Below are 15,156 nucleotides of genomic sequence, written 5' to 3'. Positions count from 1 at the left end.
ATAAAAAATATAGTTATTTTACATTGTTAAGTATTTTATGAGGCAAATTTGCCGCTATTCCAGAAAATTGGGAGCCATCCAGGATGTGGGCGGCCGGAGGGAAAAGACATCCGGGTACGACGTTTGTTTTTAATAGGTTTGATTCGTTGGATAATTTTTATTTCATGAATTGTAGTCAACCATGGTTTCTGTGAAAGGATCTCCGAAGAAACGCGGGCAGGCAACTGTGCAAAAAAGAACAATTGACAGGCGCTGTCAGTCCCGGCATAAGGGGCGGCATCGTGTGCGTTCCTCGGCACACAAGGGAGGAAACATGTCTTATTTTGCAGCCCGGCAGGCCCAGACGACCTTGTCCTGCCCTGAATGCGATCACAAGCTGGAGATCGCACGCACCTGCCACGAGGCCTTCATGCGTTGTCCTTTCTGTGGCAAGCGTTTTCCGCTGGAGCGGTTCATCAGTCAGGCGGATGAAGCCATGGAACGCTTCCTCGAAGGCCTCTACGTCGACCGTATCTAGGCATGAACCGGCAGCAAAGGGCCGCCCTTCTGCTCGTGCTGGCGCTGTCCGGCGCCGCGCATGCCGTCATCCTGCTGTGTTCCGGCGCGGGGATGCTTCTGGCAGGATGACACTTTTTCCACAAAAGAAGGGATGCTGCTTTTTCCGGGTCATGAAAACAGCCCGCATGGGACGAGCCATGCGGGCTGTTTTCATGTTTGCAGAGAGAAAAGGGATCAGTAGAGCGTGGGCAATCCCAGGATGGCCCGGGCAGACACGGCCACCTGCATCATGACCTGGGAGATGTCCTTGACGGCCTGCATGTTTTTGGAGGCCACCCGCGGCATCACGAGGATCTGGTCCCCGGGCCGGATGGTGTCGCCGTCGTGGCTCACCGAACCGTTGGGATGCATGACGAGCACGGTATCCTGGTCAGCGCGGCTGTTATAGCCGCCGGCACCCTTGATATAATCGTCCAGGTCATTGTTTTTGCTCCAGAGCATGGCCTGGGGCATCATGACTTCGCCGCTGACGAGGACCACATCGCTCTTGGCCGGGATGACGATGACATCGCCGTCCTCCAGCGTGATGTCGCCGATCTTCTGGCCGTCGCTCAGGACGACGACACCTTCCGGTTCCACGGCCTTGGCCCGCTCCACGAATTTGGCGATCATCTCCGCCTCCTTGGCGCGGATCTGGGATTCTTCCGTACTGGCCGACGAGGCGGTGAGGGCGGATTCTTCCAGGCGGCGCAGACTGTCGGCGATGGCTTTCTTCTGGCGTTCCGCCACGCTCTTGCGTTTGATGTACATGCCGTTCAGATCCGCACGTCCCTGCTCGACAGCGATGAAATTGCGCACCTCGTCCAGGCGTGCCCCGCGGCGCACGGGAAAGCGGCTGGCGCCGCGCACGGCGCCCTGCACCGTGACCGTGATGGTACTGCCTGCGGCATCCGCCAGCAGTTCGATGGTGTCGCCGTCCGCCAGCTGCAGGCTGGCCAGTTCCCCGAGGGGCAGATAGGTATTGTAGGGCTTGCCGTTGCGGACGCCCTTGATGGCGATGTGCGAGGCGCTGCTGTCGGGGTCCACCAGTTTCAGCAGGCTGGCTCCCGAGGTCTTTCCTTCCGGCAGTTCAAAGCGCGCGCTGGTGCGCACCTTGCCCGTGACGGTGACCGTGGGGCCCTTGTCGGGGACCACGATGATGTCCCCATTCTGGAAGCGGATGGGGGGCATGCTGCCTTCGCGGATAAAGGGGTACAGGTCCACCGTGGCCACGACCTGATTGTTGCGGCGCACCTGGATGTTTCTGTAGCTGCCCCGCCCGGCATCGATACCGCCCGCCTTGTCCAGATAGCTCAACAGGGGATCGGCTGCCGAACCGCTGTAGCGGCCGGGCTTGGGCACATTGCCGGTGACGAACAGGGTGATGGGCTGGGCATCCATGGGCGCCAGATAGATCTGGCTGTCGGCATGGCCGGAGGCCGCCAGCTTGCTGCGCAGGGCATCCTGCAATTTGTCCTGGGCCAGACCTGTCACGTTGAGCTGGCCGACTTCAGGTATGTCCAGCTGGCCGGAAGGGCTGACTTCAAGGATGGTATCCACGTTGAGGCTCCCGCCCCACAGGCGCAGGACGACCCTGTCGCCCGGCGCCATGGCACCGGTGGTCCCACCCTGACCGAAATTGCCCTGGAAAAGGTTGGCCCCGTACGGTGCCGGAGCGTCGGCGGCGCATACGCCCTGCGGCAGGAGCAGCAGATACAGCAACAAAAGAAAAACAGGCTTTTTCATAGTAACAGATCCGGGCTTATTCCTTGGCCCCTTCCGTCTGGGAAGCCGTCACGACAGCGGGGCGCATGCCCTGGCCCCAGACACGGGGCGCCAGCCGCCACTGGCCTTCGGCATTGCGGCAGGCAACGATGATCTCGGCCTCGTTGAAGCTGTTGCGGACAGTGGCACGCTTGCATTCTTCGCCAGCGGCGGAGAAGAAGCTGTCTTCCATGCTCACGCGCACATCCGTCCCGAACGCGGGATCGGAAAGGGTGGTGATATCGCCGGGCACGGCGTTGGCCATGAAATTCTCCACAGGGCTGGGCTTGTATTCGGGCGTTTCAGAGGAATCTCCCAGCAGGCCGCAGCCATTGAGGGCCAGACAGGTCGTCAGCATGAGGAGGAGAGAGAGACGTTTCATGAGTTCTCCTGGAGAAGGAAGGCCGGAAGCGGACCGTTGACCGTCAGCCCCGGATAGGCTGTACGGGATCCGGCGTCCGGGATGAAAAGGGCAGGGGAAGTTCCAGATCGATGAAGCGTTCCTGTACGCTGGTGTCCGGGATATGGATGGCGAGCCGCTCCAGATCCTGCGGAGCGAGCCGGGCAAGCCAGGCCACGGCCTCCCGGGCCATGACGAACCAGCGATCCAGCGGCAGGAAAAGGACTGCCGGACAGATCTTGTACAGATACAGGCCCCTTTCGAGCAGGACCAGCGGGAACAGGCTGCAGGCCACAGGGCGTCGCTGCCGTGGCAGGCGACATCCCTCAGGGCCACAGGATTTGCATCCCCTGTCGTCCAGACAGGCCGTATCAGGGGCAAGCAGAAAAAAATCCCGGTCCAGATGGGCATGCTGCTGCGAGGGCAGCAGCTTCATGGGGAAAGGGGTCGCGCAGTCCTGGGGACCGCAGCAATAACGGCAGTCCCGGCAGTAATCGTTGCTCAGGATCCCCTGATCGAAATGCACATCCCGTTGCAGGGGAAAACGCTGACGCCATTGCTGCCAGTAATACCAAGAGCTTTTTTGCATGGAGATCCTCCGGCCGTTTCGGCTGTGCCGGATAAAAATGTCGATTATCCCGATGCGGAACGTCTGTCAAACATCACTCCATCATACTGAAAATAAAAAATACGGCTTTCCTCAAAACAGGAAAAGGCTGGCAAAAAAGGCTTGCCAGAGGAACGCTGATGGCGTACACAAATTCCTGTGCCGAAGTGGTGGAATTGGTAGACACGCTAGGTTCAGGGTCTAGTTCTGGCAACGGAGTGGGAGTTCGACTCTCCCCTTCGGCACCAAGGGAAAGCAAAGGCTGGTAGCAATACCGGCCTTTTTTCATTATAGCACGGTGCGCGCGACCTGCCCGGAGTCCCCTCTGTCCGCCCTGTCATGCCGCCAGGGGGCAGGACAGGGCGGATGACGATGGTGTCCGATCAGAAAAGGCTCTCCCCAGCTGGGGAGAGCCTTTTCTGATCGGACGGTCATTCCGCCGCCCGCAATCTGCTCGTGATGTCGTCGAACTCCTGCCGCAGCCGGGCATCATACAGCAAGGAAAGGTCGGGCGGCTGAAAGGCGAAGATGCGGGAAAAGTCCGCTTCCGACGTATGCATCATCCCCAGCAGGTCGCTGCTGGTCTTGACCGTCCGGTAGGTGTTGACAGCCACCTTGAAGGATTTTTCCGCCCGTTGCAGCAGCTGCTGCAAATGCTTCTTCTGGCGCGCCAGGTACTGGTTGTAGAGGTCCACGGCATCCAGCGTCCTCTGGTTGGCAGTGATGTTCACTTCCAGGATCTTCCGGTCCGTCTCCTCAGCTCCCGAAAGCAGGCTGCGGGCATGTTCCTGCAACCGGGAGGCTTCGTTCCGTATCTTCTCCAGGCGGCCGAGGTAGCGGCTGTCGATCTGCCGCAAGGCCTGTTGCAGGGCGTAGACGTAGACCTTGTTGCACATCATGTAGATGCCCGTATAGGTCTGGAGCAGTTCCACCGAGGCGTCCGGGGCCGCCAGCTGGCTTTCTATGCTGCGCTGGATGGCACTGATGTTTTCGGCCACGGCCATGATGCTGGCGGTATCCTTGCCGTCGGCCGCACTCAGCATGGTTTCCAGCTGTTCGCGGCTGACAGGCAGGCCGCGTGCGGAGATCTCGGCAAAGATACGTTCCTTGTCCGCCTCCAGCCCCTGTTCCAGCTCAGCGATTTCCTTGCGCAATCCGGCGATGTCTTCCTGCAGGCTGCTGCGTGTGGCTTTGAGGGGGTTCCAGTGCGAAGAGGGGGCGGAGACCAGTTCCTGCTGCAGGGCCGCTATCTCTTGACGCTTTGCCGCTATCTTGTCCCGGGCGGCGTCCCGGCTGGCGATGAGGTCCAGAGCCTGGGAATCCGCGAGGATGGCGAAGCATTCGGAGACGATGCGCTGGAATTTGGGATCCCGGAACGTCAGGATCTCGGTCCAGCTCCGTTCGGAGGGATCGGCGCCCGAGGCGATGATATCCACCCCGTCGTGCAGCAGCGGGATGGCATCGTCCCAGATATCGACGAAGGACCGGGCGGCAGGAACAGTCTGGACATGGAGCAGGATCGCCAGCAAGAGGAGCAGGGCCGGACGCATGGGCTCTCCTTTGGAAAAAGTGACGGTAGAGGGGAAAGGGTAGCAGGCGGAGGGAACGGCTTCAAGAGAAAGGGGACGCGCATCTGCCGGAGGGCACCGGGCTTTGGGAGCCGCCGGCATAAGCTGAAGCCCGGCTGGAGTCCGGTCAGGATGCCCGCCCGCAGGATGAAGGCCGCGGCCTGTTGTCAGGCAGCAGTGCAGAAGCGTGGAGCCATGAAAAAGGCCCCCGATCAAGGGGGCCTTCACAGATGGCGTTATGCGTCCCCCTAGTGGGTGGCCAGCACGGCGCCTTCGTACTTGGTCTTCATGAATTCCTTGGCCGTGTCGCTGCACAGGGCCTTGTACAGGGCCTGCAGCTCGGGGCGCTTTTCGTCACCGGTGCGGATGGCCAGGATATTGGCGTAGGTGGTGGCAGCGGCGGAATCGGCAGCTTCCACGGCCAGGGCATCGGCCACCTTCAGGCCGCCGAGGATGGCGTAGTTGCCGTTGATGATGGCGATGTCCACGTCAGGCAGGGCACGTACCAGCTGGGCGGCTTCGATCTCTTCGATGCGGAGCTTCTTGGGATTGTCCTTGATGTCGCGCACGGTGGCGGTCAGGCCCGTGCCGTCCTTGAGCGTGATGAGGCCCTGGTCCTGCATGAGCAGAAGGGCACGACCTTCGTTGGTGGCGTCATTGGGCACGGCCACGATGGCTCCCTTCTTGAGGTCCTTCAGGCTCTTGCACTTGCCGGCGTAGATGCCGAAGGGTTCATAGTGCACGCTGCCCATGGAAGAGAGCTTGGTGCCTTTCTGGGCATTGAAATCGTCCAGATAGGGCTTGTGCTGGAAGTAGTTGGCGTCCAGATCCTTGCTGTCCAGGGCCACATTGGGCTGCACATAGTCGGAGTATTCGATGATCTCCAGGTTGATGCCTTCGGCCTTGAGCATGTCTTTGACCGCATTCAGGATCTCGGCATGCGGTGTGGGAGAAGCGCCCACCTTCACGGTGGTGGCGGCCTGCGCATGGCAGGCCAGAGTACCGGCGGCCAGCATGGCGGCCAGCGTCAGCAGAAGTTTTTTCATGGGAAAAACCTCGGGGAAAGGGTGATAGAAAAAGCGGATCAAGACCCGCGTTTGTCGCTGTGGCGGGTGGCCCAGTTGCCGAAACTCTGGAAGATCTGCACGATGATGATGAGCAGGATCACCGTGGCGATCATGATATCGGTCTGATAGCGGTTGTAGCCGTACATGATGGCCAGCTTGCCCAGGCCGCCCCCCCCGACAGCGCCGGACATGGCAGAGTAGCCCAGGATGGTGATGGCCGCCACGGCGCTGCCGTTGATGAGCGAGGGCAGTGCTTCGGGCAGCAGGACCTTGGTGATGATCTGCCAGGTGGATGCCCCCATGCTCTGGGCGGCCTCCACCACACCGTTATCCACTTCCAGCAGGGAGGACTCGATGAGCCGGGCCACGAAGGGAGCCGCGGCGATGACCAGGGGCACGACCGTGGCGTTGTTGCCGATGGTGGTCCCCACGATGTAGCGGGTGAAGGGGATGACGGCGATCATCAGGATCAGGAAGGGGAAGGAACGGGTCAGGTTCACCACCACGTCCAGCACGCTGTAGACCACGGGATTGGGACGGATGCCGTCTTTGCGGCAGATGACCAGGACGACGGCCATGACGATGCCGAAGACATAGGAGAAAAACGTGGAGACGATGGTCATGTACAGGGTGTCCACCACCCCTTCCATGAGCATTGCCACAGTGGCCTGATCAAACATGCTTCATTTCCTCCAGCAGGATGTTCCTGGACTTGGCAAATTCCAGGATGCTCCGGCGCGATTCCGGGCATTCGGGCAGCTGCAACACCATCTGGCCAAAGGCGATGCCCCCGATGTCACGGGTATCGGCATACATGATGTTCACAGGGCAGTGGCATTCCAGCACCATATTGGCGATGACGGGCTCGAAGGAGGAGCGGCCGTTGAATATCAGGCGATAGAGGTTCTCCTGGGGAAGGTTCTGCAGGGCCTCAGGCATGACCAGGCGGCGGGCGGCCTCGGTGCGCGGATGGAAGAAGACATCTTCCACTTCGCCGTGCTCCACGATCTTGCCGCGGTTGATGATGGCCACATGGCTGCAGATTTTTTCGATGACGCTCATCTCGTGGGTGATGATGACCGCCGTGATGCCGAGATCCCTGTTGATGTCCCTGATGAGGGTCAGGATGGAATCCGTGGTGGCCGGGTCAAGGGCTGAAGTGGCTTCGTCGCAAAGCAGCACCTGCGGGTTGGTGGCCAGGGCACGGGCGATGGCCACGCGCTGCTTCTGGCCGCCGGAAAGCTGTGAGGGGTAGGAATCCATGCGGTTGGCAAGCCCCACCAGCTCCAGCAGTTCTTCGGCACGCTTGCGGGCCTGGGCCTTGTCCATGCCGATAAGTTCCAGAGGAAAGCAGACGTTCTGGCGCGCCGTGCGCTGCATGAGCAGGTTGAACTGCTGGAAGATCATGCCCATGGAACGTCTGGCGGCGCGCAGCTCGCGCTCCGACAGGCGGCACATGTCCTTGCCCTCAAAGAAGATGGAGCCCCCCGTGGGGCGTTCCAGCATATTGATGCAGCGGACGAGCGTGCTCTTGCCGGCACCGCTCTTGCCGATGACACCAAAGATATCCCCTTTGTTGATGGCAAGATTGATGCCCTGCAGGGCAAAAACATCCGTATTTTTGCTGCGGTAGCGTTTTTCCAGATTGACGATGTCGATGATCGGCGCGTCGGCCATAGTGCCTCCCCTTTGATTCCCCTGTCGGGGGTATACGAGGTTAGCATATCTTCCCCCGCTCGCAAAGAAAAAAGATGCCGAGAAATGTGCTGCGCAAGGCCTCGGGCATGGGGGCCGGGAGACGGCGGGAGCAGACGGCAGACCGCATCCGGTGCTCAGGACGGCACGGCAAGGCATGTGCGGCAAGAACGGTGGGGGATGAAGCAGGGGGAAAGGGATCCCCCTGCTTTGCAAAAGCGCTAGCGCTGGCGGATGTAGGCTTCCAGACGACGCATGGCCTCGGCCAGATTGTCGATGGAGTTGGCGTAGGAAAGGCGCAGGAAGCCTTCGGTCTGGCTGCCGAAGTCGATGCCGGGGGTGATGCCGATATGGGCTTTTTCCAGCAGGTCGAAGGCCAGTTCCATGGAACTGCTGCCCAGGTGGCGGGCATTGATGAGCATATAGAACGCGCCCATGGGTTCCACGGGGATATGGAAGCCCAGACGCTTCAGCTCGCCCAGCAGGAAGCGGCGGCGTTCGTCATAGGTGGCATGCATGCGGGCCACATCCTCATCCGCACAGGTCAGGGCCGCGATACCGGCTTTTTGCACCGCGGAATTGGTGGACAGGAAAAAGTTCTGCATCAGGGCCTGCATGGGGCGCACGAGGTCGCGGGGCACGATGAGGTAACCCAGGCGCCATCCGGTCATGGCGTAGGCCTTGGAAAAGCCGCCGATGACCACGGCATTGTCCGTGTATTCCAGGATGGAGTGCTCTTCCGCATCCCCGTAGGTCAGGCCGTGGTAGATCTCGTCGGAAACGATCATGGGGCCCAGTCCGGCCAGGGCGCGCATGCGCTCCGGCTCCAGCACGATGCCCGTGGGGTTGCAGGGGGAATTGATGAGCACGGCCCTGGTGCGCGGCGTGATCTGCCTGGCCACGTCCTCGGGACGGAACTGGAAGCCCTCTTCCTCATGGGTCAGCGTCCAGACGGGCTTCCCGCCGGCATAGCGCACGAAGTTGGGATAGCAGGCATAGCCGGGATTGGAGAGGATCACTTCGTCGCCCGGATCGAGCAGGGCGGAGAATAGGACCATCATGGCCGGGGAAGAACCGGGGAAGACCAGTACCTGGTCGGGGTGAAGGCTGACACCATAGCGCCGCTTGTAATAGGCGCACAGATGTTCGCGCAGCTCCACATCGCCCAGGGAGTGGGTGTAGTGGGTATGCCCTTCGTCCAGGGCCTTGAAGGCAGCCTGGCGGATGCATTCAGGCGTATCAAAATCAGGCTCGCCCAGTTCCAGGTGGATGATGGAAGCACCCTCCCGTTCGAGATTCTGGGCGCGTTCCAGCACTTCCATGGCCAGAAACGGCGTGATGCCGCGTACTCTCTCGGCTATCATCGTATATCCTTTGTTCTTCCTGCCATCAGGCAGGCGGGTTCCGCGCCTTGGCGGCGGTGACCATGCCGCCGTGGCGCCGCAGGGCGGACGGTATGCCCTGACGCATGTCATCCGGGCCTCATATCAGGAGGGGCGGCAAAAAGGAAGGGGAGGGCCTTCGCTTCATCCCGTCCGGAGCGGAGCGGTCCCGGAGCAGACGGGCACTGGTGATGCAGGCGTTTCCTCACGGGCAGGCACAGGCAGAACGTTTGGCGGCCGGAAACCTTTTGCCGCCCGTGGCCGGGATCTCCGCAATCCGCAAGGCCGCAGGGCAGGGGAGGAAACAAAAAAGCCCCCGGTCCGCGAGGACCGGGGGCCGGAAGATGGACGCGGATGCCTAGCCGGTGATCTCCAGGGCATTGAAGAAGTAGGACATCTCGTAAGCGGCAGTTTCCGGTGCGTCAGAGCCGTGCACGGAGTTGGCTTCGATGCTTTCGGCGTACTTCTTGCGGATGGTGCCCTCCGCCGCATTGGCGGGGTTGGTGGCCCCCATCAGTTCCCGGTAGCGGGAGATGGCCTTGTCGCCTTCCAGGATGGCGCAGACCACAGGACCGGAGCTCATGTATTCCGTCAGGCTGGCAAAGAAAGGCCGTTCCTTGTGGACGGCATAGAAACCCTCGGCCTGCCGGCGGGTCATGCGGATCTGCTTCATGGCCACCACGCGCAGGCCGGCGGCCTGAATCATGGCGAGGATCTCCCCCTGCAGGTTACGGGCAACGGCATCGGGCTTGATGATGCAAAAAGTACGTTCCATGGAATCTCCTGTGGTAAATAAGAAAAAGCGGCAAAACTTATTGCATAAAATATTTCATAAGACAAGAGGCCCGGGACATGAGGAAAGGCGGGGGACCGTGACGACAAAAAAGCCATCCCGTACGGGATGGCTTTTCGCTTCTTACTGGGCATTCAGCCGGCCGGTGATGTTGTCCCTGATCCATTTGGGATCTATCCATTCCAGGGGGGTGACTTCCACACCACCGACAAGGATGCCGAAATGCAGATGGTCGCCGAACGCCAGGCCGGTACTGCCCGTTTTGGCGATGATGGCGCCTTTCTGGACAACATCGCCCACCTTGACGTGGATCTCGCTCAGGTGGGAATAAAGGGACATGAGGCCCAGACCGTGATCGATGACGATGAGGTTGCCGTAGATGCCAAGCTCGCCTGTGAAGACCACGCGGCCATTGTTGGCTGCGGGAACTTCGGCGTTGCGGACCGAGGCCAGGTCAAACCCCAGATGATAGGACTCGCCCACCTGCTTGCCCTGATAGGTGAAGTAGCGGTGGTCGCCAAAACCGGCACGGGCCGCGGAGCGGGGCAGGCGCTGGAAGGTCCCGTCCCAGAGCATGGCGGCAGCGGTATCGTTGCGCAAGGTCCGCAGGGTCTCGACATTGGCCGCCCGGACCTGGTTGTTGATATAAAGATATCCTTCCAGATGGTTGGCGGCGTTGGGGGCCAGATAGCCCAGTTTGTTGTTGACGCTGGCCAGGAAGTTGTCCGTGATGCTGATGGTGTCGCTTTTGAAGTTGCGCTCGTAGGCCAGCAGACCAAGGCGGCTGCGGGTCACGTTGCCGGCCATGTCCGTAGCGGTCAGCTCCACGGCATTTTTGTATTCCACGGCGGTCATGGTGTAGGGGAAGGGGAAAAAGCAGATGTAGCTGCCGTCCTTCTGCAGAAAACCGGGAACAAAGTAGCCCGCCACCAGCACACCGCTCTGGGTGACTTCTTCGTCGATGGTATAGCGGATGGCGGCGGCACCACCGCGGCGCACACTGGGGGGCAGGGTCTTCACGGAGATGCGGGGCGGCTGGGTGTCCAGACGCATGGCCAGCACTTCCGTCCGGGTATTGCCCTGGCCAAAGCCCGCCAGGGAGGCGTCCGTGGCCTTGATCTCCAGCTCGAAGGCGCCCTCGCGCAGGCCGGCGTTCTTCAGCGGGACCTCGACGGTGCGCTGCGGCAGATACTCGTCAAAATGCCGCTGGAAAATGGGCGTGACCACGTTGTTGCGGCGCACCCCCACGGAAAGGGAGCGGATGTTCGAGGGGTCCGCAATCGTTATCTGCAGGGGCGTGTTGGGAGAGACCCGCCCGGTATCGGGCGCGATGGCGATGGACGGGCCGTCCAGATCCTTGAAAAAGATGTACCCACAGGCAATCAGCGCGATCAGGATGAACAGGCTCAGGATAGTGGAGAAGAAATTTTTTTTGCGCATGGAGACTCCTTTCTCATACGAGCGGAGTGTGGCACGTTTCAGGGGAGTTTTCAAGGAAGAGGCCCCGCTTTGGCCGTATTTGACTTGGGGAGCAAAATTTGTTCTTTCTTCGCCATACGCAAAGGAAAAAACGAGCATGATGGCAAGAGGTACAGCGATAGATCCCAGACGCCTGCGTCTGCGCATGGTCCGGGAGCTGGCCGCCAGGGGCATAACGGACGGGCGCGTCCTTGAGGCCATGTCGCGGATCCCCCGGCATCTTTTTGTGCCCGAGGGGCTGCGCTCGCGGGCCTATGAGGACTGTCCGCTGCCCATCGGTTACGGGCAGACCATATCCCAGCCGTCCACGGTGGCCCTCATGTCCCAGATGCTGGAGACCTCTCCCGGCATGCGCGTGCTGGAGGTCGGCACCGGTTCCGGCTATCAGGCGGCGGTCCTGGCCGCCATGGGCTGCACCGTCTATACGGTGGAGCGCCTCAAAGAGCTGTACCAATCGGCCCGGGCCCTCTTGCAGCAGCTTGATCTTCGCGCTATTCACATGCAACGAAGTGATGGAACGCTGGGCATGCCTGCCGCCGCCCCGTTCGACCGCATCATCGTTACCGCCGGAGGTCCCCAGATCCCTCCCCCCCTGCTGGAACAGCTCGCCGTGGACGGCATCATGCTGATCCCGGTGGGGGCACGGCCGCGCACGCAACGCCTGACGCGCATCATGCGCCGCCAGGGACGGCTTTGCAGCGAGGACCTGGGGCCTGCCGTCTTCGTGGATCTGGTGGGCGACCATGGCTGGTGAGCCCGCCTGTTGTCATACCCTGTAAAGGAGATATCATGTCTTCCTGTTCTTCCTGTTCCTCTGCGTCGGGCTGTTCTTCCAAGGGCAATCCCGGTGGTGCCGGCTGCATGGAATCGGCCATGGCGCGTCAAGACCAGATCATTGCCGACCGCCTGGCCCACATCCGGCACAAGATCTTTGTCATGAGCGGCAAAGGCGGTGTGGGCAAGAGTTCCGTCACCGTCAATACCGCCGCGGCCCTGGCCCATCGCGGCTTCAAGGTCGGCATCCTGGACGTGGACATGCACGGCCCCAGTGTGCCCAACCTGCTGGGTCTGAAGGCCACCATCGAAATGAATGAGAAAAATGAGCTCATCCCTGCCATGTACAACGAGAACCTGGCGGTCATTTCCATGGATTCCTTCCTGCAGGATCGTGACCAGGCCATCCTGTGGCGCGGTCCCAAAAAGACGGCCGCCATCCGCCAGTTCCTTTCCGACGTGGCCTGGGGGCCCCTGGACTTCCTGCTCATCGACTCCCCTCCAGGGACCGGCGACGAGCATATGACCATCCTCAAGACCATAACCGACGCCCAGAGCGTCGTGGTGACCACGCCGCAGGAGATCTCGCTGGCCGACGTGCGCAAGGCCGTCAATTTCCTGCAGGTCGCCGAAGGCAGGGTCCTGGGCGTGGTGGAGAACATGAGCGGCCTGGTCTGCCCTCACTGCCACCAGGAGATCGACCTGTTCAAGAAGGGTGGCGGTGAAGAACTGGCCAAACACTACGAGATCCCCTTCCTGGGTGCCATCCCGCTGGATCCGTCCACGGTGGTGGCCGCCGACAGGGGCGTGCCCGTGGTCTATCTTGAACAGGATTGCCCTGCCAAACAGGCCTTCCTGCATCTGGCCGACGCCATCGCCCAGGCTGCCGACAGCGGCGCCGCGAAGCTGGTCAGCAAGAGCTAGGCGCTCTTTGGGGGGTGGCCTGTCCACCCCCCTGCGGGGGCCCGCGTTTTTTCCTTTTCTCGGGAGCGCGTTTGTGATACCCGTTTCCATGTAGTCCTGTTTCCCGGTCGGTGAGAATATGTTCAATCTTGCGAATAAACTGACACTGTTGCGCATGCTGCTGGTCCCGCTCGTCATCGTGCTGCTGTATTTCGAAGGCCCGGTGACCTGCGTGCTGGCCACGCTGGCCTTCATTGCCGCCTCCATCACGGACTGGGCCGACGGTTATGTGGCCCGGCGCAACAACATGGTCACCAGCATGGGCAAGTTCCTTGATCCGCTGGCGGACAAGGTCCTCATCTGTTCCGTGCTCATCATGTTCTGCACCCTCGGCTGGGCTGAGGCATGGGTCGTCATCCTGATCGTCTGCCGCGAGCTGGTGGTCACGGGGCTGCGCGCCATCGCCATCGACGAAGGGATCGTCCTGGCTGCCGACAGGTACGGGAAGCTCAAGACCGTCCTGCAGATAGCGGCCATCATCCCCATGCTGCTGCACTATCCCTACTGGGGGGTGCGCCTGTGGCCCATCGGGGAGATCATCCTTTATCTGGCGCTCATCATGTCCGTGGTGTCCTGTGTGAACTATTGTTACGGTTTCTACCGCAAGGTCGCAGCAAAAAACGCTGCCGAATGAGATGAGCACCCTGCAGTTACGGCTGAAAAACTGCATCCAGACCATCCTTGAGCTGGAGCCACAGATCGGAGCGGATCTCTCCGATCGTTATTTTGTTGAAGAATTCATGGCCTTGCGGCGTTTTTTGGACAGCGTCGAGCAAATGCGCCTCGGAGAGGACGACGTGGAGCGCCTGGAGTCCGCCACAGCGACGTTCCTGGAAGAGCTGGGGCTCTCCCGGCGTACCTGGCAGAAACAACGGCGGGTCTTGCAATAAATGGTAGCATGGCGGGTCATAGTTCTGGTGGCTGTATGGGGGATCAACCTCATCATTTTCTGTCACATGATCTGGGGATCGGAAGGGCTCATCGCCTATCGTGAGCTCAAGCAGAAATATGCGGCCATCGAGGCCGAGATAGCTGCCATCGATGCGGAAAATCGTTCGCTGAGCCGGGATATCCGGTTGCTCCAGACGGATGAGCGCTATGTGGAAAAGATGATACGCCAGCGGCTGCACTACGTTCATGAAAACGAAGTGCTGTATCTTTTTGGTGATTCCTCCGAAAACCGGGAGAGCGGGGCTGCCACGCATGATGGACAAAATTGAATGGTACAGGGAAGTGCTGGAGCTGGAGCCCAGTTCCAAGCTGTTTTTTCCCCTGGCGCGCCTGCTGGTGGAGGATGGACAGCCTGAAGCCGCTCTGGAGACCCTGCGCCGGGGGCTGGAGCGTCATCCCGAATTTCTTGAAGCGCGGCTCTTTTATATCGAACAGCTCTACCATCATGGGCAGCCCGAAGCCTGTGTGGCGGAGGTGACGGAGCTGGGGCAGCTTTTTTCTTCCTATCCCGGCTTCTGGCAGGCCTGGGCGGCCAGCATGCTCGGCAGCGGCTGCGGGGATGTGGCAACGGCCCTGCGCTTTCTGGCGGCCAGCTTCTCAAGTCGCCCGCTGAACCTGAACGAGGTCTTCGAACGGGGCCTGCGGTCCTTCATGCAGGAAGCCCAGAGCAGCGATCTGCCGCGCGGCAGGGCCCTGGCCGATCTTGCCGTCATGGGGCCCAAAAATGCGGACGCGCAGGACCAGGATGTGCTTGCCGCCCAGGTGGCCGTGCCTTCCGGTGCCGGGATGGCGGCGGCAGACGGACAGGTCACTGCCCCTGCTGCAGAGGACTGGCGGAAAGGTCCGCTGCCGCAACCGGGGGCGGTCACGCCTCTTTCCCTGCGTACCCGCTCCATGGCGGAAGTCCTGGCCGAGCAGGGAGACCTCCAGGGCGCTTTGGATATTTATACCGAACTGGCCGCTGCTGCTGCCGGCTCTCCCGGACAGGAAGTCCTGCAGCAGCGCATCGCCATGCTGCGCACTCAGCTTGAGGGCGCTGCCGCGGAAGATCTCGTACCGCCTTCGCCAGACATGGCCGCAGGCAAGGACAAACTTATCAGTATGCTGGAAGCCCTGGCCGAACGCGTGGAAGCCAGGGCCCAGGGTTAAGAAGCAGGAGTGCGTGGTGTCCCATTT

At 61.0% G+C, this 15,156-nt stretch carries 17 protein-coding genes and 1 tRNA gene; 8 read left to right on the top strand and 10 right to left on the bottom strand.

Translation table 11 applies throughout. The annotated features are described in order from the left end of the window. The first annotated feature begins 313 nt into the window (after positions 1-313). Positions 314-517 carry a dual CXXC motif small (seleno)protein gene (locus DESPIGER_RS03620; RefSeq protein ID WP_072333172.1) on the top strand — a complete coding sequence of 68 codons (204 nt, stop codon included), beginning with the start codon at positions 314-316 and terminating at the stop codon, positions 515-517. Between the two features lie 215 nt (positions 518-732). On the opposite strand, the gene DESPIGER_RS03615 is transcribed toward DESPIGER_RS03620, so the two are convergent. Genes DESPIGER_RS03615 through DESPIGER_RS03605 form a run of 3 tightly spaced genes read right to left on the bottom strand, consistent with a single transcriptional unit; the run spans position 733 to position 3,290 of the window. Then, positions 733-2,283 (bottom strand): polysaccharide biosynthesis/export family protein, encoded by a 1,551-nt coding sequence (locus DESPIGER_RS03615; RefSeq protein WP_072333169.1) that lies wholly within the window; start codon positions 2,281-2,283, stop codon positions 733-735. 16 nt (positions 2,284-2,299) lie between these two features. Then, the gene (locus tag DESPIGER_RS03610) at positions 2,300-2,683 is read right to left on the bottom strand and encodes a DVU3141 family protein (protein ID WP_072333166.1); all 384 of its coding nucleotides are present in this window, start codon (positions 2,681-2,683) and stop codon (positions 2,300-2,302) included. A 43-nt stretch (positions 2,684-2,726) separates the two neighbouring features. After that, the gene (locus DESPIGER_RS03605; protein ID WP_072333163.1) at positions 2,727-3,290 is read right to left on the bottom strand and encodes a hypothetical protein; all 564 of its coding nucleotides are present in this window, start codon (positions 3,288-3,290) and stop codon (positions 2,727-2,729) included. Between the two features lie 179 nt (positions 3,291-3,469). Here DESPIGER_RS03605 and DESPIGER_RS03600 point away from each other — a divergent pair. Further along, positions 3,470-3,556: transfer RNA gene (locus tag DESPIGER_RS03600), tRNA-Leu, on the top strand. Between the two features lie 183 nt (positions 3,557-3,739). Here DESPIGER_RS03600 and DESPIGER_RS13070 read toward each other — a convergent pair. The 7 genes from DESPIGER_RS13070 to DESPIGER_RS03565 all read right to left on the bottom strand — a co-directional run bounded on the left by DESPIGER_RS13070 (position 3,740) and on the right by DESPIGER_RS03565 (position 11,253). Continuing rightward, the gene (locus DESPIGER_RS13070) at positions 3,740-4,858 is read right to left on the bottom strand and encodes a hypothetical protein (protein ID WP_072333160.1); all 1,119 of its coding nucleotides are present in this window, start codon (positions 4,856-4,858) and stop codon (positions 3,740-3,742) included. A gap of 266 nt (positions 4,859-5,124) precedes the next feature. Continuing rightward, on the bottom strand, positions 5,125-5,922 hold the full coding sequence (locus DESPIGER_RS03590) for a MetQ/NlpA family ABC transporter substrate-binding protein (RefSeq protein WP_072333157.1): 798 nt from the start codon (positions 5,920-5,922) through the stop codon (positions 5,125-5,127). Positions 5,923-5,960: 38 nt separating this feature from the next. Further along, on the bottom strand, positions 5,961-6,623 hold the full coding sequence (locus DESPIGER_RS03585; RefSeq protein WP_072333154.1) for a methionine ABC transporter permease: 663 nt from the start codon (positions 6,621-6,623) through the stop codon (positions 5,961-5,963). Then, entirely contained in the window at positions 6,616-7,620 is a 1,005-nt protein-coding gene (locus tag DESPIGER_RS03580; protein WP_072333151.1) for a methionine ABC transporter ATP-binding protein, read from the bottom strand. Before DESPIGER_RS03580 ends, DESPIGER_RS03585 begins: the two co-directional genes overlap by 8 nt. 239 nt (positions 7,621-7,859) lie before the next feature. Further along, the gene (locus DESPIGER_RS03575) at positions 7,860-9,002 is read right to left on the bottom strand and encodes a pyridoxal phosphate-dependent aminotransferase (protein ID WP_072333148.1); all 1,143 of its coding nucleotides are present in this window, start codon (positions 9,000-9,002) and stop codon (positions 7,860-7,862) included. Between the two features lie 376 nt (positions 9,003-9,378). Continuing rightward, entirely contained in the window at positions 9,379-9,795 is a 417-nt protein-coding gene (ndk, locus tag DESPIGER_RS03570) for a nucleoside-diphosphate kinase (RefSeq protein WP_072333145.1), read from the bottom strand. A 141-nt stretch (positions 9,796-9,936) separates the two neighbouring features. Next, positions 9,937-11,253 (bottom strand): M23 family metallopeptidase, encoded by a 1,317-nt coding sequence (locus DESPIGER_RS03565; RefSeq protein ID WP_072333142.1) that lies wholly within the window; start codon positions 11,251-11,253, stop codon positions 9,937-9,939. Between the two features lie 136 nt (positions 11,254-11,389). Between DESPIGER_RS03565 and DESPIGER_RS03560 the strand changes: the two genes are divergently transcribed. From DESPIGER_RS03560 to DESPIGER_RS03535, 6 genes are all read left to right on the top strand, one after another. Beyond that, the gene (locus tag DESPIGER_RS03560) at positions 11,390-12,046 is read left to right on the top strand and encodes a protein-L-isoaspartate(D-aspartate) O-methyltransferase (protein ID WP_231927629.1); all 657 of its coding nucleotides are present in this window, start codon (positions 11,390-11,392) and stop codon (positions 12,044-12,046) included. A 35-nt stretch (positions 12,047-12,081) separates the two neighbouring features. Continuing rightward, positions 12,082-12,990: an Mrp/NBP35 family ATP-binding protein gene (locus DESPIGER_RS03555; protein ID WP_072333139.1), complete on the top strand. Its 909-nt coding sequence runs from the start codon at positions 12,082-12,084 to the stop codon at positions 12,988-12,990. Between the two features lie 118 nt (positions 12,991-13,108). After that, positions 13,109-13,663 (top strand): CDP-diacylglycerol--glycerol-3-phosphate 3-phosphatidyltransferase, encoded by a 555-nt coding sequence (pgsA, locus tag DESPIGER_RS03550; protein WP_072333137.1) that lies wholly within the window; start codon positions 13,109-13,111, stop codon positions 13,661-13,663. 1 nt (position 13,664) lies between these two features. Continuing rightward, positions 13,665-13,919, top strand: a complete 255-nt coding sequence (locus DESPIGER_RS03545) for a hypothetical protein (RefSeq protein WP_006005367.1) — start codon at positions 13,665-13,667, stop codon at positions 13,917-13,919. Further along, complete coding sequence (locus tag DESPIGER_RS03540; RefSeq protein WP_072333134.1) at positions 13,920-14,249, top strand: FtsB family cell division protein; 330 nt, start codon at positions 13,920-13,922, stop codon at positions 14,247-14,249. It begins immediately after the preceding gene. Continuing rightward, positions 14,233-15,129 carry a tetratricopeptide repeat protein gene (locus DESPIGER_RS03535; protein ID WP_072333131.1) on the top strand — a complete coding sequence of 299 codons (897 nt, stop codon included), beginning with the start codon at positions 14,233-14,235 and terminating at the stop codon, positions 15,127-15,129. Before DESPIGER_RS03540 ends, DESPIGER_RS03535 begins: the two co-directional genes overlap by 17 nt. Positions 15,130-15,156 lie beyond the last annotated feature (27 nt).

The organism is Desulfovibrio piger, assembly GCF_900116045.1.
GTDB lineage: Bacteria > Desulfobacterota > Desulfovibrionia > Desulfovibrionales > Desulfovibrionaceae > Desulfovibrio > Desulfovibrio piger_A.
Note: the sequence above shows the minus strand (reverse complement) of the source record. Positions and strands in the feature narration are given on the sequence as shown.

Bases quoted from the DNA above. Each gene is read 5' to 3' on its own strand.
- DESPIGER_RS03620 (WP_072333172.1), top strand. From the start codon at position 314: ATGTCTTATTTTGCAGCCCGGCAGGCCCAGACGACCTTGTCCTGCCCT.
- DESPIGER_RS03615 (WP_072333169.1), bottom strand. From the start codon at position 2,283: ATGAAAAAGCCTGTTTTTCTTTTGTTGCTGTATCTGCTGCTCCTGCCG.
- DESPIGER_RS03610 (WP_072333166.1), bottom strand. From the start codon at position 2,683: ATGAAACGTCTCTCTCTCCTCCTCATGCTGACGACCTGTCTGGCCCTC.
- DESPIGER_RS03605 (WP_072333163.1), bottom strand. From the start codon at position 3,290: ATGCAAAAAAGCTCTTGGTATTACTGGCAGCAATGGCGTCAGCGTTTT.
- DESPIGER_RS13070 (WP_072333160.1), bottom strand. From the start codon at position 4,858: ATGCGTCCGGCCCTGCTCCTCTTGCTGGCGATCCTGCTCCATGTCCAG.
- DESPIGER_RS03590 (WP_072333157.1), bottom strand. From the start codon at position 5,922: ATGAAAAAACTTCTGCTGACGCTGGCCGCCATGCTGGCCGCCGGTACT.
- DESPIGER_RS03585 (WP_072333154.1), bottom strand. From the start codon at position 6,623: ATGTTTGATCAGGCCACTGTGGCAATGCTCATGGAAGGGGTGGTGGAC.
- DESPIGER_RS03580 (WP_072333151.1), bottom strand. From the start codon at position 7,620: ATGGCCGACGCGCCGATCATCGACATCGTCAATCTGGAAAAACGCTAC.
- DESPIGER_RS03575 (WP_072333148.1), bottom strand. From the start codon at position 9,002: ATGATAGCCGAGAGAGTACGCGGCATCACGCCGTTTCTGGCCATGGAA.
- ndk (WP_072333145.1), bottom strand. From the start codon at position 9,795: ATGGAACGTACTTTTTGCATCATCAAGCCCGATGCCGTTGCCCGTAAC.
- DESPIGER_RS03565 (WP_072333142.1), bottom strand. From the start codon at position 11,253: ATGCGCAAAAAAAATTTCTTCTCCACTATCCTGAGCCTGTTCATCCTG.
- DESPIGER_RS03560 (WP_231927629.1), top strand. From the start codon at position 11,390: ATGATGGCAAGAGGTACAGCGATAGATCCCAGACGCCTGCGTCTGCGC.
- DESPIGER_RS03555 (WP_072333139.1), top strand. From the start codon at position 12,082: ATGTCTTCCTGTTCTTCCTGTTCCTCTGCGTCGGGCTGTTCTTCCAAG.
- pgsA (WP_072333137.1), top strand. From the start codon at position 13,109: ATGTTCAATCTTGCGAATAAACTGACACTGTTGCGCATGCTGCTGGTC.
- DESPIGER_RS03545 (WP_006005367.1), top strand. From the start codon at position 13,665: ATGAGCACCCTGCAGTTACGGCTGAAAAACTGCATCCAGACCATCCTT.
- DESPIGER_RS03540 (WP_072333134.1), top strand. From the start codon at position 13,920: ATGGTAGCATGGCGGGTCATAGTTCTGGTGGCTGTATGGGGGATCAAC.
- DESPIGER_RS03535 (WP_072333131.1), top strand. From the start codon at position 14,233: ATGATGGACAAAATTGAATGGTACAGGGAAGTGCTGGAGCTGGAGCCC.